At 72.6% G+C, this 23,841-nt stretch carries 22 protein-coding genes and 1 tRNA gene; 7 read left to right on the forward strand and 16 right to left on the reverse strand.

What is annotated here, in order from left to right; genetic code table 11:
* Window positions 1-23: 23 nt before the first annotated feature.
* A complete protein-coding gene (locus tag ACN28A_RS26875) occupies window positions 24-800 on the forward strand; it encodes an SDR family oxidoreductase (protein ID WP_421399465.1) in 777 nt (258 codons plus the stop codon).
* Window positions 801-1,042: 242 nt separating this feature from the next.
* Here the strand turns inward: ACN28A_RS26875 and ACN28A_RS26880 are convergent, their stop codons facing one another.
* Complete coding sequence (locus tag ACN28A_RS26880; protein ID WP_101365276.1) at window positions 1,043-1,474, reverse strand: SsgA family sporulation/cell division regulator; 432 nt, start codon at window positions 1,472-1,474, stop codon at window positions 1,043-1,045.
* A 274-nt stretch (window positions 1,475-1,748) separates the two neighbouring features.
* Here ACN28A_RS26880 and ACN28A_RS26885 point away from each other — a divergent pair, with 274 nt between their 5' ends.
* A complete protein-coding gene (locus ACN28A_RS26885) occupies window positions 1,749-2,366 on the forward strand; it encodes a TIGR02611 family protein (RefSeq protein ID WP_421399467.1) in 618 nt (205 codons plus the stop codon).
* Between the two features lie 50 nt (window positions 2,367-2,416).
* Window positions 2,417-2,488: transfer RNA gene (locus ACN28A_RS26890), tRNA-Val, on the forward strand.
* A 727-nt stretch (window positions 2,489-3,215) separates the two neighbouring features.
* Here the strand turns inward: ACN28A_RS26890 and ACN28A_RS26895 are convergent.
* Window positions 3,216-3,701, reverse strand: a complete 486-nt coding sequence (locus ACN28A_RS26895; protein ID WP_421399468.1) for a hypothetical protein — start codon at window positions 3,699-3,701, stop codon at window positions 3,216-3,218.
* 11 nt (window positions 3,702-3,712) lie between these two features.
* Window positions 3,713-4,741, reverse strand: a complete 1,029-nt coding sequence (locus ACN28A_RS26900; protein WP_421399470.1) for a LuxR C-terminal-related transcriptional regulator — start codon at window positions 4,739-4,741, stop codon at window positions 3,713-3,715.
* Between the two features lie 652 nt (window positions 4,742-5,393).
* Between ACN28A_RS26900 and ACN28A_RS26905 the strand changes: the two genes are divergently transcribed.
* Both ACN28A_RS26905 and ACN28A_RS26910 read left to right on the forward strand, forming a co-directional pair.
* Window positions 5,394-8,270 (forward strand): ATP-binding protein, encoded by a 2,877-nt coding sequence (locus tag ACN28A_RS26905; RefSeq protein ID WP_421399472.1) that lies wholly within the window; start codon window positions 5,394-5,396, stop codon window positions 8,268-8,270.
* A 384-nt stretch (window positions 8,271-8,654) separates the two neighbouring features.
* Entirely contained in the window at window positions 8,655-9,473 is an 819-nt protein-coding gene (locus tag ACN28A_RS26910) for an AfsR/SARP family transcriptional regulator (RefSeq protein ID WP_421399475.1), read from the forward strand.
* Window positions 9,474-9,489: 16 nt separating this feature from the next.
* On the opposite strand, the gene ACN28A_RS26915 is transcribed toward ACN28A_RS26910, so the two are convergent.
* The 9 genes from ACN28A_RS26915 to ACN28A_RS26955 form a co-directional block, all read right to left on the reverse strand.
* On the reverse strand, window positions 9,490-10,125 hold the full coding sequence (locus ACN28A_RS26915) for an NADase-type glycan-binding domain-containing protein (RefSeq protein WP_421399477.1): 636 nt from the start codon (window positions 10,123-10,125) through the stop codon (window positions 9,490-9,492).
* A 478-nt stretch (window positions 10,126-10,603) separates the two neighbouring features.
* A complete protein-coding gene (locus ACN28A_RS26920) occupies window positions 10,604-11,182 on the reverse strand; it encodes a phage tail protein (RefSeq protein ID WP_421399479.1) in 579 nt (192 codons plus the stop codon).
* 30 nt (window positions 11,183-11,212) lie between these two features.
* Window positions 11,213-13,162: a putative baseplate assembly protein gene (locus ACN28A_RS26925; RefSeq protein ID WP_421399481.1), complete on the reverse strand. Its 1,950-nt coding sequence runs from the start codon at window positions 13,160-13,162 to the stop codon at window positions 11,213-11,215.
* Entirely contained in the window at window positions 13,162-13,584 is a 423-nt protein-coding gene (locus tag ACN28A_RS26930; RefSeq protein ID WP_421399483.1) for a GPW/gp25 family protein, read from the reverse strand. The genes ACN28A_RS26925 and ACN28A_RS26930 overlap by 1 nt, the downstream gene beginning before the upstream one ends.
* Before the next feature lie 5 nt (window positions 13,585-13,589).
* Window positions 13,590-13,934, reverse strand: coding sequence for a PAAR domain-containing protein (locus tag ACN28A_RS26935; protein WP_421399486.1), 345 nt, complete (start codon window positions 13,932-13,934; stop codon window positions 13,590-13,592).
* A gap of 113 nt (window positions 13,935-14,047) precedes the next feature.
* Window positions 14,048-15,865, reverse strand: coding sequence for a VgrG-related protein (locus tag ACN28A_RS26940; RefSeq protein WP_421399488.1), 1,818 nt, complete (start codon window positions 15,863-15,865; stop codon window positions 14,048-14,050).
* A gap of 5 nt (window positions 15,866-15,870) precedes the next feature.
* On the reverse strand, window positions 15,871-16,638 hold the full coding sequence (locus ACN28A_RS26945; RefSeq protein WP_421399489.1) for a peptidase M23: 768 nt from the start codon (window positions 16,636-16,638) through the stop codon (window positions 15,871-15,873).
* 41 nt (window positions 16,639-16,679) lie between these two features.
* Window positions 16,680-17,108 carry a phage tail protein gene (locus tag ACN28A_RS26950; RefSeq protein WP_421399491.1) on the reverse strand — a complete coding sequence of 143 codons (429 nt, stop codon included), beginning with the start codon at window positions 17,106-17,108 and terminating at the stop codon, window positions 16,680-16,682.
* The gene (locus tag ACN28A_RS26955) at window positions 17,105-17,299 is read right to left on the reverse strand and encodes a hypothetical protein (protein ID WP_421399493.1); all 195 of its coding nucleotides are present in this window, start codon (window positions 17,297-17,299) and stop codon (window positions 17,105-17,107) included. The genes ACN28A_RS26950 and ACN28A_RS26955 overlap by 4 nt, the downstream gene beginning before the upstream one ends.
* Before the next feature lie 1,777 nt (window positions 17,300-19,076).
* Here ACN28A_RS26955 and ACN28A_RS26960 point away from each other — a divergent pair.
* Window positions 19,077-19,232, forward strand: a complete 156-nt coding sequence (locus tag ACN28A_RS26960; protein WP_421399495.1) for a hypothetical protein — start codon at window positions 19,077-19,079, stop codon at window positions 19,230-19,232.
* Between the two features lie 572 nt (window positions 19,233-19,804).
* Here the strand turns inward: ACN28A_RS26960 and ACN28A_RS26965 are convergent.
* From ACN28A_RS26965 to ACN28A_RS26980, 4 genes are all read right to left on the reverse strand, one after another.
* Window positions 19,805-19,963, reverse strand: a complete 159-nt coding sequence (locus ACN28A_RS26965) for a DUF6760 family protein (protein WP_203869021.1) — start codon at window positions 19,961-19,963, stop codon at window positions 19,805-19,807.
* Window positions 19,960-20,430, reverse strand: a complete 471-nt coding sequence (locus tag ACN28A_RS26970; protein WP_421399498.1) for a hypothetical protein — start codon at window positions 20,428-20,430, stop codon at window positions 19,960-19,962. The genes ACN28A_RS26965 and ACN28A_RS26970 overlap by 4 nt, the downstream gene beginning before the upstream one ends.
* A 111-nt stretch (window positions 20,431-20,541) precedes the next feature.
* Window positions 20,542-20,985, reverse strand: a complete 444-nt coding sequence (locus ACN28A_RS26975) for a phage tail protein (RefSeq protein WP_421399500.1) — start codon at window positions 20,983-20,985, stop codon at window positions 20,542-20,544.
* A 62-nt stretch (window positions 20,986-21,047) separates the two neighbouring features.
* On the reverse strand, window positions 21,048-22,601 hold the full coding sequence (locus tag ACN28A_RS26980; protein WP_421399502.1) for a phage tail sheath family protein: 1,554 nt from the start codon (window positions 22,599-22,601) through the stop codon (window positions 21,048-21,050).
* Window positions 22,602-22,843: 242 nt separating this feature from the next.
* Between ACN28A_RS26980 and ACN28A_RS26985 the strand changes: the two genes are divergently transcribed.
* Entirely contained in the window at window positions 22,844-23,788 is a 945-nt protein-coding gene (locus tag ACN28A_RS26985; RefSeq protein ID WP_421399504.1) for an alpha/beta hydrolase, read from the forward strand.
* The last annotated feature ends 53 nt before the right edge of the window (window positions 23,789-23,841 follow it).

Below are 23,841 nucleotides of genomic sequence, written 5' to 3' on the forward strand. Positions count from 1 at the left end.
ACCCACGGCCTTCAGAGGTGCGCATGCCAGAGCTGTTCTCGGTGCGGGACAAGGCGGTACTGGTCACCGGCGGTACCCGGGGGATCGGCCTGATGATCGCCCGGGGATTCGTCGAGGCGGGCGCCCAGGTGATCATCTCGTCCCGCAAGGCGGAGGTGTGCGCCGAGGTCGCCGCGCAGCTCTCCGAACTCGGCCGCTGCGAGGCGATCCCGGCGGACGTCTCCAGCGCGGCCGGGGCGGCCCGGCTCGCCGAGGAGGTCCTGGCCCGGGTGCCGACCCTGGACGTACTGGTCAACAATGCCGGTGCGACCTGGGGAGCGCCGCTGGAGGCTTATCCGGAGAGTGCCTTCGACAAGCTGTGGGCGGTGAACGTCAAGGCGGTCTTCCAGCTGACCACCGCCCTGCTGCCCGCGCTGCGCACCTCGGCCAGCGCCGACGACCCGGCCCGGGTGATCAACATCGGGTCGATCGACGGCATCCGGGTCCCGTGGATGGAGGTGTACGCCTACTCGGCCACCAAGGCGGCGGTGCACATGCTGACCCGGAGCCTGGCCCACCAGCTCGCCAAGGAGCACATCACGGTGAACGCGATCGCGCCCGGCCCGTTCGAGAGCAAGATGATGGCGTTCGCGCTCGACGACCCGGCGACCCGGGCGACGATCGAGCACCAGGTGCCGCTCGGCCGGATCGGCCGGCCCGACGACATGGCCGGAGCCGCGATCTACCTCGCGTCGCGGGCCGGGGCATACCTCACCGGAGCGGTCATTCCGGTCGACGGCGGCATCACCACGCACGGCTGACGATATCACTCTCTGTAATCGTGGAAAAAAGAAAGGCGCGTGTGACCCGCGACCCGTACCCAAGATCCGGAGCTGGTGACAGGTACCTGGTGACACATACCCGCGTGCAGACGCCGCGCCGCGCGGACCTCGGCAGTGGTCCGCGCGACGCGGTGGGTTCCGATCGGCCTGTGGTGCTTCCGGAGCGCGTGGTGGCGCTCCCGGACCGGCCTGCCGGCCGGTGAGGCCGTCGCCGGCAGCGGTCAGCGGCCGGCCAGCAGCCGGTTGACCGCCGTGTCGACGTCGAGATGGTCGCCCTCCCGGCCCCGGGGGACCACCACGTACGTCCGGCGCAGGAACCTGACCAGGACGCTACGTGGCACCTCGAACAGTGCGTTACCGTCCGGTGATGAGAGTGCGAGCGCGACGAAGTCGCCCCGGGGAGTGGCCCAGGGCCAGACCCGGACGTCGCCGATCCCGGCTGGCTCATCGAGGCCGGTGACGAGCAGTTCCCGCGCGAAGGACCAGCTGACCGCTTCGCCTCCGGCGGATTCCGCATGGAACAGGACATGGACCGCGTACGGGTCGGCTGGGTCGTAGCGCAGGCTGGCGCGCACCGGCAGAGCCGTGGCATCAGGTGCAACGAGCCTTAACGACGTCTCGACCTCGACCGTGGTCGGTCGGATGACACTCATGGACGTTCTCCCCCCGGCACCGCTGCGGGACGTATGTGTCCCGCCTTTCCCATCCTCAGCTGCTACTCATGGTTACGCTCCGCCATACGCTGATATCACCCAGTAGTGGGAAGAGGCTTCCTAGCTCCCGATCGAAATCGAATCTTTATGTAGGATGTCCAGTTCTGCCCAGGTACTCGATCCCATCCGGCGCCGGATGGTTCAGCCGTCGACTCACTCCGGTAACGTCCAGTCGTCCTGTTGAGTGACGGGCGGGGCCACACTGGGGGTTGAAATGGCTACGAATCCATCCTCAATGGAGAAAGCCGTCCTGCCGGGTACGTGGCGGGCGAACGGGGCCGGCGCCGGGGTCCGCTCCGGCGTCGCGGGGGCGGCCGAAGAGCGGAGGTACGACGTGCCGGGAGACGAGCGCGTCCCACGGGGGGACCGGCCCGGACCTGCGACGGGAGCACCCACGGACGCCGGTGCCGAGGTGCCGCTGGAGCCGTTGGTGACGCAGACCCGCCGGCAGCGGGTGCGCCGGACCCTGGAGATCATCCGGGCGAATCCGACCGGCCGGATCGCGTTGAAGGTTTTCGTGGCACTCGCCGGTGCGATCGTCGTCACACTCGGTCTCGCGTTGATTCCGCTGCCCGGTCCGGGCTGGCTGATCGTGATCGGCGGTCTGGGTATCTGGGCGGTGGAGTTCCACTGGGCCAGACGGCTGCTCAACTTCACCCGTCGGCACGTGCAGAGTTGGGCACGTTGGGTACGCGAACAGTCCCTCCTGGTCAGGTTCGTACTCGGTTCGGTGGGGCTGGTCTTCGTCGCGGCGGTCGTCTGGCTGTCGGTACGGGCCAGCTTCGGCATCGATCTGATCGCCGGTTTCATGCACTACATCGCGACGCACTGACCCCGAAGTCGCGCGGACTCCGACCGATCAGGTACAGTCGTCCGCGCTGAGGGCGATTAGCTCAGCGGGAGAGCGCTTCGTTCACACCGAAGAGGTCACTGGTTCGATCCCAGTATCGCCCACGCGGCTCAGGCCACTTCCCAGTCTCGGGAGGTGGCCTTTCTGCTGCCCGTACGGCAGCTCGTCATGGCGAAAAGGATTCTTCGCACCCTTGGAGGGCGTCGCTGATCACCTGCGACGAGGCAGGGGAGCTTCCGGCGCCGGCCCGAGTCGATGCTGGACTGGTTCCGGACCCACCCGGAGTAGCGCGACGTCCTCGTGAGCCAGCGTGCAGACGTCCGGCCGAAGCCGTTCAGGGCGGGTTTCCGGCGCGTGGTCCGGCGGTCGTTCTCGCGGACCGACTCTGCTCCAACCGCAGACGCTCCGGATCAGCCGCCCCCGGCGCGATCGGCGACCAGACCCCCAGCAGCCACATTGCGAGGATGCCGCCGCCGATCACCGCCGCGACCACCCCCAGTGTCGCCGGCCACCACCGCAGTACCCCCAACGGCCGCTCCACGCGCCGCCCGGCACGCGCCCGCCGGTGGCTGACCAACCAATCCCGTACCGCTCGCATATCGCACGTGCGGCCACGCCAGTCCAGACCAGACACGCGGCGTGTCGTCGCCCACGCGGGCAGAGGCCCGGATCACGTCGATGATCCGGGCCTCTCTTCGTTCCCGAGTGACCGCCCGGGTGACTACGGTCCACCGACCCGAAGATCGCATCCCTGGCCTGTGCCCTGTCGAGAAGCACCGGGCGGAACTGACGGCGGTGCCGGGCGGGGTACCACCACCCGGCCGCGTACCGCTAGCAATGGCCGCAGATCGGGTTGGGAGCACCGTCCCCCCGCCGTTGGAACGGCCGGTCGACGAGTTCGTCGTCGACGGGCGTGGGCCACACCAGCATCGGTGATGTCGGGCTCTTCCGGGTGACTTCGACGCACGCGATGCGCACCTCGTAGTCCGTGACGACGCAGATTCCCAGCTCCAACAGCCTGTCCACGCGCATCCTGTCGGAGAACGCCGTCCTACCGTCGTAGGAGTACGCCCGCAGGTCCGTGTCGTTCAGGGTGCCGTGAGGGAGACTCCCGATGAAGACGGCGTATCCCCACCGAGCTCCGAGGGCGCTGTCCGGCACGTCGCAGTCCAGATATCCGGTCAGGGTGAGATAGTCACCGTCGGTGACCTCCGTCTCCTCGATGGCCCCGGAGAGGCACGGGACGCGCAGCCATCCGTCGTCCGCCTCGGCGGGTGCACCGGCGCCCAGGAGCGCGACGAACGCGGCGGTCAGCAAAGCCAGGTATTTCATTGGTTTGTCCCATCGATGCTGTGGGTGGGTGTGGACGGATCGGATGGCGTCGCCACGTTCAGTGCGCCGAGCGCGAGACCCAACTGGAAGCGGTTGTCGACACCGAGGCGGTCCATCAACGCCCTCAGGGTGTAGGTGAGCGAACGGGTGGACATGCCGATCTCCTGCGCGGAGGCGGCGTCGGTATACCCCTTGGCGAGCAGTGCGACGATTGCTTTCTCGCGTGATGTCAACACGATCGCGGGCACTCCGTTCCGGCTTGGGTCCACCGCGCTGCTCCAGTGCCGGGTGAACAGCCTGACAAGCGATTCGACCGCGGCGTGGTCGATGATCTCCCAGGTGCCGCGATCCAGGTCGAGGGGATCGACGGCGAGCAGTGCCACGCGTCGGTCGAAGATCATGAGTTTCTGCGGGAGCTGCGCCGCCTCCCGGTACTCGCCGCCGAGCCGGCCGAACTCGATTGCGTGCTGCGCCGAGCGGTCACCGTCCGCGGGCGGGCGGCTCAGCGTGCGCATCCGCACCCCGCGACGCAGGGCCGCGACATCCAACGGCGCGCCGACCGCCAACTCATCCGTGCTGAAGACCTGCTCGGGTTGCATCGACAGATGCTCGATCCGCTCCAGGGCGGCCAACTCGGCGATGCGCCGGCGGCGCGACTCGCGGTCCGGCAGATGCCTCGCCGAAAGCGCGACCCGCTCTGTCGGCTCGACAGCGCAACCGGTAGCCGCCGCGGCGCGCCGGAGCGCCTGACGTCGCAGGGTTGTCACCACCGCAGCCGCGGGCCGTGCCCGCCAGACCGAGGCGTCCGCGCCGTGTCCCGACGGCTCGCGCTCCACCTTGACGATGTCGACAGCCAGCAACTCGTCCAGCGCGGTCCGGATCCTCCGTACCCCCAGGCCCAGCTCTGCCGCGACCTCCCCGGCGGCTTGCGGCCCGAAGGTCAGCAGACATCGGTACACCAGATCGGCGTCCGCCGAGACCCCCCAGCGAACCAGCGCCGGTACGGCCCTTCCGATCGCGAGCACCCCCGCTCTCCTGCCTGTCACGTACGACCCCTCCCCCGAACCGACAGACCTCGGTACGCAGCGATACAAGCACTGGAGTACGACGATGTCTGCATTCCGCAAGATCATCAGAGAATTCGTTGCTTGATTCCGCAACCCACCACGGTCCGCGCCCCTGGGGAACAGTCGCAGGCTCCAGGTGGACCGGGCACCCGCCGGCAGCGCGACCCGGTACCGCCCGACCGGGGCCGCCGCGGAGCGGACCGAGGCGGAAACGGTCCCGGCGTTCCCGCCAGCCCTGCCGGATCGGTCCAGCCCGACGACCGCTGTCCGAAAGAGTCACCGTGCTGCGCGTCGACGTCCGCGATCCGGACGCGGTGTGGACCACACCCGGCCGGCCGGGAGTTCGATGCGGTGGTCGACCGAATCACCTCCACCCGGCATCCCTGCGGACCAGTTTGATCACGAGTGCGAGCGGGCCGGGTGCGCGAACAGAGTTCCCGAACGGTACAGGACACCGGATGCCGCCTCGGATTCTTCGGCCCGGAACGACTCGTAACAATTGTTTGTTACATGATCGGATATTAATGGCCGTTGATAGATATGCCCCGGGTCGTCGGCTAGCATATCCCCGTGACTGTCGCTCCTCCTTCCATTCCGGGCGTGCGTCGTCATGTTTCCGGTTGAGCTGCCGACCGTCTGGGCCGGCCGGGAGAAGGAGCTGGCGGCACTGCACGCGGCCGTCGAGGCCACCCGTCAGGGCCGCGGATCGGTGCTCTGGGTGGAGGGCGAGGCCGGCATCGGCAAGTCCTCTCTGGTGGCCGCCGGCCTCACCAGAGGCGGGTTTCGGCGTCGCGAGCTGTTGTGGGGCACCGCAGACCAGTTGTCCCACCGTTTTCCGCTGCGGGTGATGCTGGACTGCCTCCAGGTGCGGCCGCGCTCACCGGATCCCCGGCGGGCTCGGATAGCCGAGTTCCTCCAGGAGCGCCGACCCGGGCTGTTCGCCGCGGACGACGTCGCCTACGCCGCCACCGAGATGCTCGTGGCGCTCGTCGACGAACTCTCCACCGAGACGCCCACCGTGCTGGTTCTCGACGATCTGCAATGGGCGGACGAAGCGTCGTTGATGCTGTGGCACCGGCTCGCCCTCGCCGCCGAGGAACTTCCGCTCCTGCTGGTCAGCGCCACCCGTCCGGTACCGGCCCGGCAGGACGTGCAGACGCTGCGGGCGGCGACGCTGCGCCGTGGCGGCACCCTGCTCCCGCTCGGCGCGCTCGGTGCTGACGACGTCCGGACGCTGGTAACCGGAATGCTCGGGACGCCGCCGGGGCCCGCGCTCAACCGTCTGCTGGGGCGGGCCATGGGCAACCCGCTGTACCTGCGTGAGCTGCTCGACGCCCTGGCGCGCGAGCAGACGGCCGGCACCGCGCTGGCCGAGGGCGAACTCTCCGACGACGCGTTCGAGCGGGTGCCGGCATCCTTCACGGCCGCGCTGAGCGACCGCCTCAGCGTGGTCGCGGTGGCGACCGCCCAGATGCTGCGCACCGCCTCCCTGCTCGGCGGCGAGTTCGCGGTCACCGAGCTTGCCGCACTGCTGCGGCGAACGGCCTCGGACCTGGCCGAGGGAGTGCAGGACGCGGTAGCGGCCGGCATCGTCGTCGGCGTCGGCGACCAGCTCGCCTTCCGGCACCCGCTGATCCGGCAGGCCCTCTACGACAGCGTGCCGGCCGCACTGCGGGCGGCGCTGCACTGCGAGGCGGCGAAGGCGCTGGTGACGGCCGGGGCCGAGCCGCTGCGGGTGGCCCAGCAACTGCTGGCGGCCGGCCGTCCGGGTGACGAGTGGACGCGTACCTGGGTGGTGGAGGCGGCACCGGCACTGTCCGCCCGCGCCCCGGACATCGCGATGGAACTCCTGCAGCGGGAGTTGGAGGCGAGTCAACTCGACCGGACCGATCGGGCCGCGCTGACCGTCGAACTCGCCCGGGTACTGCTCGGTGTGGGGCGCCATCCGGAGGCAGCCGAACGGGCCCGGAAGGCCCTCGCCGCGGCGACCCGGCCCGAGCACCGGGCCGAGATGTCCTCGATCCTGGCCCGCACACTGTTCCACCAGGGTCGCAACGAGGAGGCCGTGGACGTCGTCCGGAGTGCGCTCGGCCGTCCGGACGTACCGGCGGTCTGGCGGGCCCGCCTGTTGGCCTCGCTGGCGATGTTCGAGCGGGCCAGTACCGGCGACCTGGACACCGCCGACGGCACCGCGCGTCAGGCGCTGCGGGTCGGCGAGGACGCCGGGGACGCGTTCGCCACCGCCTACGCGTTGACCGACCTGTGGTTGACGCACTCGATCCGGCGGGACCACGATGCCGCCCTCGGTTACGTCGACCGCGCACTGATGGTGCTGGGCGACGCACCGGAGCACACCGACCTGCGGACCTTCGCCTTCGACGGCCGGATCTTCAGCCTGCAGAATCTCGATCGCTGGCCGGAGGCGGAGGCGACCCTGCACCGAGCCCGCGACCTGGCTCAGCGGGCCGCCGGATCCGGCCAGGGCGTCTCCGCGCTCACCGCGGCCGTGTTGCTGTACTGGCTCGGTCGGTGGGACGACGCCCTCGCCGAGCTCGACACCGTCGACCGCGACACCACCGGTATCACCTACTCCGGGCTGCGTGAGCGGGGACCGGCGTTGCTCCGGCACGGTGTTGCCGCGTTCATCGCCGGACACCGGGGCGAGAACGGCGCGGCGGCCGAACATCTCCGGGCGGGTCTCGCGCTTCCCGTCCGGACCGTCGCCGACCGGGAGAACCGTGACTTCCTGCTGGCCGCCCGCGCGCTCGCGGCCGAGCAGGAGGGGGAGCCGGCGCGGGCGCTGTCGCTGCTGGCGGCGCTCCTGGAACGCGCACCCGGCGAGATGACCCTGCTCCACCAGTGGATGCCCGAGCTGGTCCGACTCGCGGTGGCGGTCGACGACCGGGCGGCGGCGCGGGCGGCGTTGCGGGCCTGCCGGACGGAGGCCGAGGCGGAGTCCCGGCCGGGTCGGGCCGCCGCGGCGGTGCGCCGGTGCGACGGCCTGCTCGACGGGGATCCGGCGCCGCTGCACGAGGCGGTCGCGTACTACCGGTCGGTCGGTTCACCTGTCGAGTTGACCGGGACGCTGGAGGACCTGGCCGCCGTGCTCGCCGTGGGCGGCCGGCAGGCCGAGGCGAGGACGCTGCTGGGCGAGGTGATCGACCGGTACGACGCGTTCGGGGCGCTCTGGGACATCCGTCGGGCCGAGGGCCGACTCCGGCGCGCCGGCGTGCGTCGGGGTGTCCGAGGTCCCCGGCCGGCGCGCGCACAGATCGGCTGGGAGGCGCTCACCCCGACCGAGACCCGGGTGGCCGCCCTGGTCGCCGAGGGGCGGTCCACACCGGACATCGCCCGGGAGATGTATCTCTCCCGACGCACCGTGCAGACCCACATCTCGCACGTCCTCGGCAAGCTCGGCGTACGGAGCCGGGTGGAGATCGCCCGTGAGGCGTTGCGCCGGGAGACCGTCTCCGACGGTGGAGGCTGACGCCCGGAACCCACCGCCGACCGGTGCCGAGGCGGCAGAGGGCTTCACGGCGGCCGGTCCGGTGGCGACCGGTCGGGGCGACGGCGGATGGCTCCCGCCGGGGACATCCGTCATCTGACGTGGAGTAGCCGGCGCCGGACCGGGCGGTCCGGCGGGTGCCGAGGCTCGGACGACACCGCCGGCAGGTCCGTCGGCCAGGTTGCCGACGCGGTTGGCGACCGGCTCGACGTGACAGCCGGACGTGACCGGTCAGCGGCCGGGCCGGGAGTCCGGCTACCGCCGGGGTCGGACCGGTGCACGTCAACTAACCGATGTCCACGGCGGCCCGCTGGTCCAGGCTGGGTCTACGCGAGCGTGACCGTCGCCAGGAGGAGGAGTTCCGAGATGGGATGTTCGACTCAGCAGACGATCCGGAGTCGGGTGGCCGGGCAGCCGGCGCCGGCGGCCGGACCGCCGTCGACGTACGCCGGTCCGCCGCTCGTGGTGCGCTGCCTCGGCGGGTTCGAGCTGAGGATCCCGGGCCGGCAGTTGGACTGGACGACGGTACGGCCGAGGGTCCGGGCACTGCTCCGCTTCCTGGCCGCACACGGCGGAAGGCCGGTGCACCGCGAGATCATCCTGGCGGCGCTCTGGCCGGAACTACCGGTCGGGCCCGGCATTCGCAACCTGCACGTCGGCGTCTCCACGCTTCGGGCGTTCCTCGAGCCAGGCGTGCGGCGCGGACAGTCCACGCTCGTCCGGCGTGACGGCGAGTCCTACCGGCTGGCGCTGCCGCGCGCCGCGCTCTGCGACGTGCGTTCGTTCGAGGAGGCGATCGCGGCCTGGCGCCGGACCTTCGGTACCGGACAGCGTCGCGTCGAGGCGGCCGCCCTGCGGGAGGCCCTCGCCCATTACACGGGCGACCTGCTGCCGGAGGACGGGCCGGTGGAGTGGGTCGTGGCCGAGCGCGACCGCTACCGCACGTTGGCGGCGGAGTCGGCGGCGGCGCTCGCCGCCCTCGAACTGGAGGCGGGGCACCTCGCCGCGGCGGTGGCGGCGGCGCGGCGCGGACTGGAGATCGACGGCTTCCGTGACGACGCCTGGCGAATACTGGCCGAGGCGCATCAGCGTTCCGGCGACGCGGCGGCGGCTGCCCGGACCCGCAGCGCCTACGGCCGGGTGTTGCGGACGCTCGGGGTGCCCGGACCGGCCTGGGCCGCGTGAGAGCGGCCGTGCGCCCTCAGCCGGGACGGCGGAAGACCTCCACCTCGGCGATCGCGGTACGGCGGTCGGCCGCGCCGCCGTAGTTCTGGCGAACGGTCAACCGGATCCGCACCACGTCGGGGAAGACCCGGCGGAAGGTTTGCGGACCGGCCTGGTCGGCAAGCCGCAACGTGCTGGTTGCCGGGCCGGTCCGACCGGTCCAGGCGGCCAGTTCCAGCTCCGCCGGTCGGGCCTGCCGCAGGAACACGTCGCGCTGGGCCGACACACCGGAATGAATGATCAGGTCGAGCAGCCGGATCGGCTCGTCGAAGGTCAGTTCCACGTACTCGCCGTGCCCCGCGCCGGTTCCGGCCGGTGCCCAGTAGGTGTTGCTGATTCCGTCCACGACCAACTCCGCGGCGTGGTTCCGTGCCTGGCTCGACGCGCGCACCGAAACCGGACTCACCGGTTCCGGATCGGCGAGCCGGTCACGCACGGCGTCGCTGGCCCGGGCGCCGAGCCGGACGACACCGTAGCCGAGTCCGGCGAGCAGGGCGACGGCGAGCAGCAGGGTGCCGATCCGGTGGACCAGACCCCAGGCGCCCGAGCGGGGCCGGACCAACCACCGCGCCCCGCGGAGCAGGGACCGGCCGAGCCGACGCCACCACGACACCCGGGCCGACGGCCCGGAACGGGCGGCGCCGAGGGCCGCGCCGCACCGCCGGCAGAACCTCCGTTCGGGTGGGTTGCCGGTTACACAGGCCGGGCAGACGACGTCGCCGGAACCCTCGTCCGGCTCGGACGGGCGTTGTCGTACCACGGGCCGGCGGACCCGCGGCCGAGCAGGCTGGACAGCCTCCACGACCGAGCCCGCCAGCCGGTCCACCGCCGTCCCGACCTCCGCCGCGGTTCCCGCCCCCGCCGGCCGGCCCCGGTCCTCCCCGCCCGCCGTCGGTGGTGGTCCGGTCGCTCCGGTTGGCCGCACGTCCGCCGCAGGGACTGCCGGAGGGACCGCCCCGGTCGAGGGCCGGACGGCAGGGGGCGGAGTCGACGGCGGGCCCGGAGGCGGCGCGTCCGCCGTCTGCTCCCACCCCAGGAAGGATCCGCAGACCGCGCAGAAGGCGCCGCCGGGTTCGGGGGGCGCACACCGGTCACAACGTTCCATCGTCGTCACCCCCGCGTACCCCGTCGTCTTCGACGACCACCCGGACCGTGCAGGGCACGTGCGCGGGTCGGTTGGCCTCCACCAGAGCCCGCAGCCGGGCCAGCGGGACCAGGTCGGGGTCGGGCGCCCGCACCGTCACCGTCAGGGCGGGCGCCGCCGTACCCGGAAGCGGCCCGCCCGGTGTCGACGACCAGGCCGTACCGCCGTTCTCGGTGACCTCCGGTCGTACCCCGAAGACCGTCCGTACCTGTTCGGCCAGGCCCCGTGCCGTACCGCGTATCCGGTGCAGGGCCACCGCGCTGGCCACCGCCTCGCGACGCTGGCGGACCGTCCACCCCGGCGCCGTCTCGGCCGCCACCCAGCCGGCGAGCCAGTCGACGAAGTCGGCCGGGGCCAGCCGGGGGTCCAGATAGGCGGCGAAATTGTCCAACGTCGAGTGCACCGGGGCCAGCACCTCGTCGAAGCCGGCGAGCAGCCGTGCGGCCAGCTCGTCGCTGCCGTAGATCGCCGGCAGCCGACCGCCGAACGGATGTGGTGTGCCGAGGCCCGGCACCGCGCCACGCATGGGACGCTCCTCTCTCCGGCCGGGCCGGTCTCAGCGTTCCTCCACCCGGACCTGGTGCTCGTAGGAGAAGACCAGCGCGTGCGGGTCGAGGGCGACCCGGGGCGTCGCCGCACCGCGCCGGCCGGAGACCGGGTCGGCGGAGAAGAGCAGCACCTCCTCGACCAACCCGACGCCGGGCAGCTGCTGGAGCACTCCGAACAGCTCGCCGGACTGCACCGGGCGACCGAACGGCCAGCCAGACCCGTCCGGCCCGCCACGCAGCGGGTTGAGATAGCCGTAGAGCGCGTCCAGCGCGGCGGTCCGGAGCCGCTCCACGGCTGACCCGGGCCGGGCGGTCAGCCGGGCCGCGACGGTGACACCCTGGTAGAACGGGGGCTCCACGGCCAGGCGTACCCCGATGGGCCGGCGGGCGTCCAGGTGCTCGGCGACGGCCGCGAGCATGTCGTCGGGCGGGATCAGCTGTTCGAAACGCAGTCGGTCACCCGCGTCCGCGACCGCCTCGGGCACGACGAGGACGCGTACCCCGCCGGTGTCGGCGCCGTCCCCGGCGGGCAGGCAGCGGATCCGGGCCGCGGCCGGCACCGCCTCTCCGGCGATCAGCTCGTAGTCGCGCGCGGTGACCGCCCGGTCCTGGGCCCGCAACTGCACCGGACCACGCTGGCAGGCGCTCTGTACCGACTCGCCGTCCACCCCGCCTGCGGCGGCCTCCCGGTTCTCCACCCGGCTCACGTACGGCACCGAGCTGCGCAGCGTCGAGATCGCGCCCCGAGCCACGTTCCCGCGTCGCCCGCCGCCGGTGCGGTACCGGCGGACCCGCAACCGGGCGCCGTTCGGCGGCACCGCCCCGTACCGGCGGAGCGTGCCGTCGGGTTCGCGAACGGCGGGGCCGAACGCCACCTCGCCGGTGGTCCGGTCCACCGTCACGCACCGCTCGTCCGGACCCGTCCCGCCGAACGCGTCCACCTCGACCCACTCCTGCCAGCCGGTGCCGTCGGAGACCTCGACCAGGAACGGCTCGTCGTCCGGGACCACCGGCGGACGGAGCACCCGGAAGCGTTGCCCCGGCACCCCCTCGGACTCGCCGAGGAACTCGCCGACCACCGTCTCGGCGTGCGCCGCCGTGACCGTGCCGCCGATCGTGAAGGCCGACGCGGCCCGGATGGTCGGGGACGCCGAGTAGAACGGCTGGCCGGGCTCGGCGGCCACCAGCCGGCACCGCAGCCAGCCGGCGTGCTGGCCGCCGACGGTGGAGGTGGTGTGCCCGGCCGGGACGTGCAACACCACGTCGCCGGGTCGGTTGAGACCACCGGTGGAGTCGCGGTCGACCTCGCACTCCACCCAGTCGGCGCCGTTCCACGCCTCCCAGCGCAGCGGCGGTTGCCGGGGGTCGACCCCGATGCCTTCGACCCGGCTCTCCAGGCGCAGCACCACCGCGCAGGACGGTACCGCCGAACTCAGGCCGAGCAGCAGGGCGTCGCCGACGGTGGGCGTGGCGGCGAAACAGGAGACGTCCCGGCCGTCCCACACCTGGTCGGTACGGTCGACCGCCGGCCCGTCGGCGGGGTGGAGGCGAAGGTGGACCAGCTCACACGGCTCGATCGCCAGATCGGCGGTGGTGGCGAAGACGATGGCCTCCTCCGTCTCGGTACGGACCGTCCCGGCCTCGGTGCCGGCCCGCAGCAGCACCGCCTCGGCCTGCGGGGCGGCGAGCCAGAACGTGAGGTCGGCCCGCGCGGCGGTCGGCGGAAAGAGCCGGACGCCGATCAGGTCGAGGAAGGCCAGGTAGTTCTTCTCCGGTACCCGGTTCAACCGGTACAGCAGCTCGTCCGTCATCTGTGCGAACGCCTCGATGAGCGTGACCCCCGGGTCGGAGACGTTGTGGTCCGTCCACTCCGGACAGCGCTGCTGGATGAAGCGCTTGGCGTCGTCGACGAGGTGCTGGAAGCGGCGGTCGTCGAGGTTGGGCGCGGGTAGGGCCATCAGTTCGTCGCCTCCGCCTCGGGTCCGTCGTGAAACGGGATCACGTAGAACGGGAAGACCAGGTTGCGCGGATCGTTGGTTCCCCGGACCAGGTAGCGGATGTCGATGTAGAGGGTGCCGACCTCCGCCTCGTCGAAGCCCACGAGCACGTCGGTGACCTCGATCCGCGGCTCCCAGCGGTCCAGCGCGGCCCGCACCTCGAAGGCGATCTGCCCGGCGGTGTTCTCGTCCGCCGGAGCGAAGACGTGGTCGTGCACCCCGCAGCCGAACTCGGGACGCATCGGCCGCTCGCCGGGCGCGGTACCGAGGATCAGCTGGATCGCTTCGACGACCTCCCGCTCCCGGTTGACCAGGGCGATGCCGCCACCGGCGTCCAGCCGGAGCGGGAAGGCCCAACCGGCGCCGATGAACTGCTCCGCCACGTCGCTCAGCTCCCGATGAGAACGTTGCCGGCGCCGGTCAGGATCGTCGCCGAGCAGGTGGTCCGGTCGCCCATCCGGGCGGCGGGGAAGCCGCCGATCAGCACCTGTCCGCGTACCGGTGGCGGTCCGGGCAGCACGACGTTGCCCGGGCCGAGAGCCAGGTGCGGCGGGGGGATCGGGCAGGTGCAGAGCGTGCCGACCACCGCGGCAGGCAGGCCGCCGATCAGCACGCTGGAAACGCCGAGCGTGGGTCCGCCGGTCGGCACCGGCGCGCCGGCGCCGGGCGGTCCGACGGTACCGGTCGGCGCGCCGTGGCCGACCCTGTCCCCGATCCGGGCTGCTGGTGGCATCGCCGCTCTCCTCCCTCTCGGCCGGGGTGACGACCTGCACCCCCGGCGTGCGGTGCCGCCCGGGTACGTCCGGCGGCTGCCGCGCTTCAGTCGGTCCGTAGCACGCTTGCGCTTCAGTTGATCCGTACGACCCGGCCGCTGACCGACACGCTGGCCCCGGTGAGTTTCAGCTCGCCGGCTCCGGCGTCCACCGACACGCCCCGGCCCCTGACCGAGACCGGTCCGCCCGACTCGACCGACACCCCCCGGGTCCCCTCGACGGTGACCTCGGTCTTGGCCTCGATCACCACACTGCCGTCGCTGCGTACCACCACCGACGTGCCGGCCCGGTCCAGGTGCAGCAGCAGGTTGTCGGTGCCGCTGTTGGTGCGCAACCGCACCCCCTGCGGGGCGGCGACGGTGGGCCCGTCGAGCAGTTCCACCCAGTTGCCGGTGCTCGGGCGGCCGGCTGCCCGACCCTGCCGGGAGGCGAACGAGAGCCGGTTCACCGTCCCGCTCGTCGGGTCGACCAGTGGCATGTCGTGCGGCGAGGGCTGGTCGAGGCCGTTGTACAAGCCGCCGACCACGTACGGCCGGTCGAGCATTCCCTGCTCGAACCCGACCAGCACCTCGTCGCCGACCTCGGGGCAGCAGACCCCGCCGCCGCCGAACCCACCCAGTTGCACGGTACGGACCCAGTCGGTCTCGTACTTGTCGTCCAGCCACGGGAACCGGAGTCTGACCCAGCCCCGGTCCCGGCGTTCCGGATGGTTGCGGTCCAGCGCGGCGTTGACGTCGGTGACCACGCCGATGGCCAGTCCCGGCATCCGGGCCGACCGGGCCGGGGACAGCTCACCGGCGGCCAGCCCGGACAGCGACCGGTCCCGGCCGCTGCTGACTGTCAGCCAGGTCTGGTAGAACCGTGCCGGGCCGAACACGTGCCGACTGGTGGTCACGGTGTACTTGCCGGCGAACGGCCGCCCCACCCCGGTCAGCGCGAACGGCACGCCGGCCCGCAACCGAGGGTTGCCGCGGACGGACACCTCGAGTTCGGCGAGGCCGGCCGCCACCTGGGCGGCCAGGGCGCGGGACACCGTACCGACCTCGGCCAGGGTTTCGTACGGCACGTCGGCGACAAGCATCTCCGCCCTGCCGAACCGGGCCGCCACGTCTCCGGCGGTCACCGGGATGCCCAACTCGTCGCTGTCACGGACCGGGCTGCGCCCGATCACCGGCTCGCGGGTACGGCGATCCCAGCCCCGCACCTCCACGTCGGTGAACTGGCCGACCGAGGTGACGGTGGCGCGCATGGTGAGCACGTTTCCGTCCACCTCCGCCACGAAGTCGCTGCGCTCGGCGGTCGTCTGCGGGCCCGGGGCGGCGTCGGCGCGGACCGGACGGCGGAACTCGAACCTGCCGTCGACCACCGCCACCTCGGCGTCGTTGTCGGCCGCCAGCATGGTGAGGAACTCCCAGTCGCTGACGTTCGGCTGCGACACCACCTCGTAGACCACTGTGGTGGGATCTATCCGACCGATCGGCAGGTTGGCGGACCGGGCGAGGTCCCTGGCGAGGTCGGAGGCCTTCTGGTTGCGGTAGCTGGCGACCCGCCGGCCGCGCATGAGCCGGTGCGACAGGTCCATGGCCCGGATCGTGGTGTAGGTGCCGGTGCCGTCGAACTCCGTCTCGACTGTCACCACCTCCCCGGTGAACAGCGCCGTCTCGCCGTTGCCGTCCCCGGTGCGTACCGCCACGGTGAGCTTGCGGCCGATCGCGATCCCGGTTTCCTGCAGCAGCAGGGATCCGGGGTCGCGGTAGCGCAGGGTCGCCACCGCCGGTACGCCGGAGCCGTCGTCGACGGAGCCGTACACCAACTCGTCCGGCCAGGGATCGGGGAGCCCCTTTACCGGCAGGCCGACCTTCAGCAGATTGGTGAGGTTCCCCTCGGACACGTGATCTACCTACCTTCGCCAGCGGGGGCGACCGTCCCGGCCGGTGGGCCGAGGTCGCGGGAGAGCATGGGCGGGAACTCGTCGGCGGCGGGCAGCAGCAGCTCGGTGCCGGGTCGGAGCCGGGTCGGATCGTCGAGATCGTTCGCCTCCGCGATGACCCGCCACACCGTCGGGTCGCCGTACTCCCGGTGGGCCAGCAGCGGCAGCGAGTCGCCGTCCACCACCCGGTGCACCCGGCGGGCGGAGCGACCGCCGGAGGTGGGGTTCTGGCCGGGCTTGCTGCCGCTGATCTCGGTCAGGTTCAGGTCGCAGGTCGCCCGGAGCGGGGTACCGGAGCTGTTGAAGAGGGTGTACGTCGCGGTGACCTGGCTGGCGTACGAGTAGAACGAGACGGTCTGGAACTGGCCCCAGGTGAACTTCACCCACGGCGGCGACGGCGCCTTGGCCGCGATGCTGGCCGCGGTCGGCGTGCAGCAGGAGAGCAGCGTCTCGACCCGTTGCTGCACGGTGCGACCGTGCGTGTCGGTCACGTCGAGGAACACCGTCAGGGCGAGGGTGCGCGGCTCCGAGCCGCTGAACTCCGGAACACCGACCTGCTCCGCGCCGCGGACCACGTGCGGGATCCAGGCGGCCGACTTGGTCAGGGTCAGCTGGTTCGGATTGAACATGAAGGCGATCGGGCCGCCGAGCGGGCCGCCGGGACGGTTGCCGCCGCCCGGTGGCGGCTGGTAGCGCTGGAGGAACGCGGAGACCTTGCCGGTCGGTCTCGTCATGGCGCCACCGCCGCGCCGGTTCGGCACCCTGCTCGCGGCACCTAGCCCACCTCCAGGAAACCGTTGTACGCGAGTTCGATACTCTCCGTCGCCGCCTCGGAGAGATCGGGCCGGAAGGACGGACCGGTCCAGCGGACCAGCACGACGTCGGCCAGGCCCCACTGCACCAGCAGTGCCCGGTCGGGGCGCAGTGCCGCGATCTGGGCGGTGCCCCGGATGATTCCCTGCGGTAGGGCGGAGAGCAGGCGGGCGACCTTGGCCGTGTCCGGAATCAGCGGCCGGCTGAGGGTGACGTTGGTGTAGCGCACCCGGGACGGCAGTTGCCAGACGAAGCCGTTGTTGCCGCCCTCCTGGTGCTGCTCCACCTCGACCTCGCAGCCGAGCCCGTCGCACGAGTTCCAGTCGCCGAGGTCGATCCCGTCGATGCGGAGTCGGAAGTGGACACTCGTACCCGGATCGGTACTGGTCATCGGGCACCGTCCAGCCATCGACCGGTGCGTTCACGGCCCAGCCGGAGTTCGGCCCGCAGCAGCCGGGAGATCGGCTCGACGAGGCGGTGGGCGAGTTCGTCCAGGGCTCGGCGGTCGAGATGGTGGAACCGGTCGGCGCTGTCCCGCTCGTCACGTCCCGGGCCCGGAAAGCCGCGCGGGCGACCTTCCACCGAGTCGGGACCTGCCGTTCCACCGCTGCCCCCGGTGGTCGCTGCGCGGCTGGCGGTCGGCGGGTTGCCCGGCGTCGATCGCTTCTGGACGATCGGTCCGGACCGGGTCGGTGCCGTCGGCGCTGTGCTGCCGGCGGTGGAGGCGCTGGAGGTCCGCTGCACCGGCAGCGCGGCGTCGGCCGTTCGGGCGAAGGCGACACCCCGAGGACCCGTTCCGCCCCTGGACCCGGCGGTGCCGGCCAGTGCCGGCCGGAGCCCGGCAGCCGGAACCGGAACGGGCGGCGGAGACACCGACACGGCGACGGTGGTCGCCGGCCGCGCCGGGCCGGCACCGGACCGGGGGAGTGGTAGCGCTTGCGTCGGACGAGGGCCCAGGACCGGGGCGGTCCGGATCCCGGCATCGGCGGAAACTGCGGCGGGACCCACCATGCCGGGTACCTCCCTGCTGGTCGCCGAAGTTCGGCCGGTCGTCGTGGCGGTGCTGGCCGACGGGTCCGACCTGCTGCCGGGGGGTCCGGTCCAGCGGATCGGCACCGCAGGTCCGGCCGGGCTGCGGGCGATCGCGGCGGCCCGGTCCAGTACTGCCGGGTCCCGGTCCGTAGCCGGCTCGGCGGGCACCGTCCTTCCGGAGTCCGCGCGGTGTGCCGTCGGGTTCGCGGCGGTCCGGCGCAGGATCGGCAGTCCAGGCCGTCCGCCGAGCAGCGGGACCAGGTTCGGCCGTCCGCCGGCCGGTCCGGTCCCGGCGGCACCCCGGGACGGAGCCGCCCGAGCCGACGGCGTCGCGGCCGGACCGGCACCGCCCGCTGGCGTGCCGGTGCCCGGCGGCGTCGGGGCGGTGCCCGGCGGCGGGGACTGCGGTCGGGGGGCCGGCAGCCGGGTGCGGGATTGCCCGGTGGGCCCCTCGGGATGCGGCCGGCCGACCGGCAGCCGGGGATGCGGTTCGACGGACCGTTGCACCGGCTGGTTCCGGTCGCCCGTCCGCTCCTTGGCGGCGCGTGCTCGGCCCGGAGCGTCAGACCCTGCCGTGGCCGCGCTGTCCCTCGGGGCCGGGCGCGTCCCCGGCAGCGCGGGCACCGCTGACGGCTCGGGCAGTTCGGGCGCGGCGGCGGGGCGGCGGGGCGGCGCGGTCGACGGTCCGGGCGGGTCGGTCGGGGCGGGCTCGGGGGTGGCCGGCGGTCGGGGCCGGATCACGAGCCGAGGCCGGGCCTCCGGGCCGAGCGGGGAACCGAGGCCGACGGTCGGTCCGGACCGCGGCCCTGGCCGGTCGGCCGGCGGACCGCCCGGGCCCGCCGGGACGCCGGGATGGTCGACCGGCGCGGTCCCGCTCCGCCCCGACGTGCCGGGCGCGCTGCCCGCCGACAGCGCGCTCCGCCCCGACGTGCCGGGCGCGCTGCCCGCCGACAGGCTGCGGCCTCGTTCCACACCGGAACGCTGTAGCGGCACCCCGGCGCTGCCGCCCGCACCGGACGCTCCCGCACCGGACGCTCCCGCACCGGGCTCCGGACGCGTCGACCGGGGCACGGCGCGGTTCGAGGCCGGCCGGAGCGCCGTCGGCACCGTGGCCGGAGCGGCCGGGTCGGGAGCCGGCAACACGATGGGCTCGCCGAGACCGAGTCGCGGCGCCGAGGCGCCGGTCCGACGGGCCCGGGAGACCGGCACGGCCGGTGCGTCGGGCGGCGTGCCACGCCCGGTCGGCCGGTCCGGAGCCGCGACGACCGGCGGCGGGGTGGCCGTGGCGGGACCGAGCGCGGGCGGGGGGAGGGGCGGGAGCTGATCCGTGGCGGAGGAGCCCGGAGCGACGGGCGACGTGCTGCGCCGCGACGTCACCCGGGACGCCGCCGACGAGGCGTTGCCGGAACCGTCGGGGTTCGCGAGGGAGCCGCCGGGGTCCGCCCCGGTCCGGGCGGCGGCGGCCGGCGGCCGAAAGGGGTGACCGGTGACGTCGGGCGAGACAGCGGGCAGTCGCCGAGGCGCGGCGGCGACCCGTGCGACCGTCAACGGCGTACCGGTCCGACGAGCGGGGGAGGAACGTGCCGGCGTCACCCCGGCGGGTGGCGTCGTGGCGGCACCGGTCGGGAGTGCACCTCCGGCCCCGGCTGTCGGACGGACGTCGGAGCCGGGCGGTTCACCGGGGGACGGGGAGGTCGGTGGTCCCAGGTCGGGCCCGCGACGCACCGGCAGAACGGGCCGGGCCATCACCGCCGCCGGTGGCAGCGGACGGAGCAGGTCGTACGCCACCCCGCTCGGCGCGTCCGGGCTGACCAGGTGCGCCAGTGGGCTCCGGAGGGCGGGGTTATGCCAGGTGGCCAGCCGGCCCCGGAATCCGACCGGGTCGCTGAGTGACACCTCGGCACCGGTGGCCAGACCGGCCATCGGTGGCACACCCCGCCAGCCCGGATCGACGGTGTCCCGGCTCGGTCCTGGAGCCGGCTCCGGGGTCAGGTCCACGGTGGACCGGACCGGTCCACGCCACCGCCGGAGCAGGTCGGGTACGCCCATCGTCGGTCACCGCCCCTCGTTGACGCGGTTGTTGATGGCGGCGATCTCCGTGACGTAGCGCCGTCGCTCGTCGTGCCGAAGGTCGAGGATCTCGTCCCGGGACCAGTGGAAGTGGTAGGCGACGTACGCGACCTCCTCGTAGAGCCGGTCGGCCGCGTACGTCACGATTCCCCCGGGCGACCACCGGCGAGGTCCACCTCGAAGTCCGATGCGCAGTGCGGGCAGGTGACCGCCGCGCGGCTGTGCCCCTCCGCGTTGATCCGCCGGTAGAAGTCCTGTAGGAAGGCCAGATCCGAGGCGAACAACCGTTCCACCTGCTCGGCGCGGATGTCGGTGACCGTGCCGAGCCGGGTGATGACCATGCTGAGCAGCACGACCGACAGGTACGCGGGATTGTCCTTGACCCTGAGGTCGACGAGCGGGGCGAGTTCGTCCCGGGCGGTGGCCAGTCGCATGCTGCCGTCCCGGTGCACGGCGCCCGTCTCGTCGACGTAGCCCCGGGGAAGCTCGAAGGAGAACTCGGTCTGCAGCCTGGGCGGCCCGGACGGGGCGGTGGGAACGGCCGCCGGGACGATATCCGCGCCGTCCGGCGGCTCGTCCAGGGCGGTGTGCGAAACGGTACGTCGCCTCATCGACCTCGCGGCGTGCGGCCCCGGGCGTCCGGGGCCGGACAGGAACGCCGCTTCCTCCTCTCACACGATCGGTGCGGACGCACCGGAAAACGTCACGGACCGCTGCGGACCTCAGGAACTGGTGATTCCCTCGAAGACGATCGTGATCTTCTCGGTGGCCGGGGAGGTGTCGCCGGCCCGCAGGCTGGGGCCCTCCCACCGGCTCACCCAGGCGTTGGTCAGGTCCCAGCGGCGCTGCTCGGCGTTCTCCGCGTCCACGATGATCACGCTGATGTTCTGCCGGGCCGTGTTTATCGCACCCTTCTCGTAGGTGTCCCTGATCCATTCGGTGAACGCGCTGCTCTTGTCCAGGCCACGGGTGATGGTCACCTCGCCGCCCTTCCGCGCCCCGGGAATCTTGCGGATGATGTACTCCCCGGTCGGGGTGACCTGGGTGACCTCGATCGCGTCGAGTTCCACGGTGAGGCCGCTCACCTCCTGCACCGACTCGACCCGTGCCTTGCCCAGCTCCACCTGGAACCGGTGGGTCACGAAGGTGTCGCCCGTCTCCGCCATTGCTGGTTACCGTCCTCTCCCTGCCGCCGCGACGCTGTCTACCGTGGAAGATGTGCCCCGGGTCATTCCGAGACGAGGCTGCTGCTGTCGGAGTACTGGGACAGCCGGAAGACGACGAACTCCGCCGGCTTCACCGGGGAGACCCCGACCTCGCATACCACCCGGCCACGGTCGACGGACTCCGGCGGGTTGGTCTCCCGGTCGCACTTGACGTAGAAGGCCTCGGCGGCGGTGCTGCCGAACAGCGCTCCGGCGCGCCACTCCTCGGTCAGGAACGCGGCGATGTTGCGCCGGATCGTGCCCCAGAGCCGCTCGTCGTTCGGCTCGAAGACCGCCCACTGGGTGCCGAGCAGGATCGACTCCTCGATGTAGTTGAACAGCCGGCGGACGTTGATGTAGCGCCAGGAGGGGTCCGAGGAGAGGGTCCGGGCGCCCCACACCCGGATACCACGCCCCGGGAAGGCCCGGATGCAGTTCACCCCCACCGGGTTGAGCAGGTCCTGCTCTCCCTTCGTCACCGTGTTCTGTACCTCGATCACTCCCCGGAGCACGTCGTTCGCGGGCGCCTTGTGCACGCCGCGCTCCGCGTCGGTGCGCGACCACAGCCCGGCGACGTGTCCACTCGGCGGCAGGAAGCGGTGCTGTCCGCTCGCCGGGTCGAACACCTTGACCCACGGGTAGTAGAGGGCGGCGAACCGGGAGTCGTACCCCACCTCGTGCTGCCGCCAGGTGAGCACCTGGCGGGCGGTCAGCTCCGGCGGCGGATCGAGGATCGCCATCCGGTCGCCCATCTGCTCGCAGTGCGAGACGACTGCCGACTGGACCGCCTTGACGTCTTCGAGGCCGAGTCGTCCCTGCTGGTACGCGCTCATCAGATCGGGCACCGCGACCATCGTGATCTCGTCGATCACCTCCAGCCCGCCGAAGCCGGTCCGGGCGTCCGGGTCGCCGACGTAGTCGTCGGCGGAGACCCGGGCGGGCAGGCCGGTGCCGTCGGTCGGCGCCGGTGGTACGGCCACCGACTGCTTCTCCGGCCGGGCCAGCGCGTTCGCCGGTCCCGCCTCCTCGACGGCGATCAACCTCGACCGTTCCCGTACCTGGTTGACCACGTACGCCTTGGTGTTCCGCTTCGCCGAGACGTCGTACGTCTCCCGATCCGTGCCGCCCTGCCGGACCACCAGCCGGAACCGGTCCTCGGGTATGGAGTCACCCTCGACGTCGGTCACCTCCACGGTGAGTTCTCCTGCCTCGGCGGAGCCGGAGTCCGGCAGCGCCCTGACGGTGAACGTGCCGAGCGGCACCGGCGGTCCGGTGACGGTCCGGGCCGCCTCACCTCCGCCGTCCGGCGCCGCCGGGGCACCGACCCGGACCACGTAGCAGGCGCCGCCCCCGTTGGCGAAGTAGCCGTACACCGCGTGGGCCAGGTAGGCGTCCTCGACCATCTCCCCGAACGTCTGGACGAACTGGCTCCAGTTGGTCACCAGGGTCGCGCTGTTGAACGGTCCCCTGGCGGCGAAGCCCACGAAGGCGGCGACGGCGGTACCAACCCCCTCGATCGGGCGCGAGCCGCTGGGCACCTCCTCCACGTACACCCCGGGTGACAGGTACGACGGCATGGACAGACTCCCTCGGGCACGACGGCGATCCGTGGAAGAAAGTCTGGTCCGGCGCGGGACCGGGAACCACGACCCTACGGGCGGGCGCCGGGGAAGCGCCGGCTACCCGAAGGGGCAGTTCCGGTCGGCCACCGTCAAATGACGGATGTCTGTCCGGTCCGGTGCCGGGAGACTCCGCGTACCCGGGGGTCACCTCGGCCGTTTCCGCCGCCTCTGCGGCCCGGATTCTCCGGAGTACTCGGATGATCGTGCTGGAGCCCGCCGCCCGACAGTTCGTCGAGGCGACCGCGATCCCGCCGTACCTGCACCAGTTGGGTCCGGAGCGGGGCCGGCGGATGTTCGCCGAACTCCAGTCCGGGAACGTCGTCCGTCCCGACGCGGAACTGGAGGACCGGACGGTGCCGGTGGGCCCGGCCGGTGCGCTGCCGGTCCGCATCGTCCGGCCGGCGGGTGCCATCGGCCGGCTGCCGGTGATCCTCTACCTGCACGGTGCCGGCTGGGTCTTCGGGAACTGCCACACCCACGACCGGCTGATCCGGGAGTTGGCGGTCGGCACCGGTGCGGCGGTGGTGTTCCCGCACTACAGCCTCTCGCCCGAGGCGCGCTATCCGCTGGCGGTCGAGGAGTGCTACGGGGTGCTGTGCTGGCTCGCCGGGTACGCCGCGGCCGACCTGGACGGCGGGCTGGTCGCCGTGGTCGGCGACTCGATGGGCGCCAACCTGGCAGCCGCGGTGACCCTGCTGGCGAAGCGGCACGCCGGCCCGCGACCGGTCGGCCAGGTGCTCTTCTATCCGGTCACCGACGCCCGGTTCGAGACCGCGTCGTACCGGACCTTCGCCGAGGGCTTCCACCTGCGCCGTGACGCCATGCGCTGGTACTGGGACCAGTACGCGCCGGACGAGGCGGTCCGGGCCGAGGCGACCGCCTCGCCGCTGCGGGCGGAACTCGGGCAGCTCGCCGGGCTGCCCCCGGCACTGGTGGTCACCGCCGAGGCCGACGTGCTGCGCGACGAGGGCGAGGCGTACGCCCACCGGCTGCGGGCGGCCGGGGTGCCGGTCTCGGCGACCCGGTACCAGGGGATCATCCACGACTTCGTGATGCTGAACGCGCTGCGCGGCACCGAGGCGGCGGAGGCGGCCATCATCCAGGCCGTCATCTTCCTCAAGCGGGCGCTGCGGATGGCCTGATCCGCGTCCTGCCCGGTCGACATCGGCCCCCGGACTCGGCAGCCGGGCGCCGG

It is taken from the genome of Plantactinospora sp. WMMB782, from assembly GCF_049179135.1.
GTDB lineage: Bacteria > Actinomycetota > Actinomycetes > Mycobacteriales > Micromonosporaceae > Plantactinospora.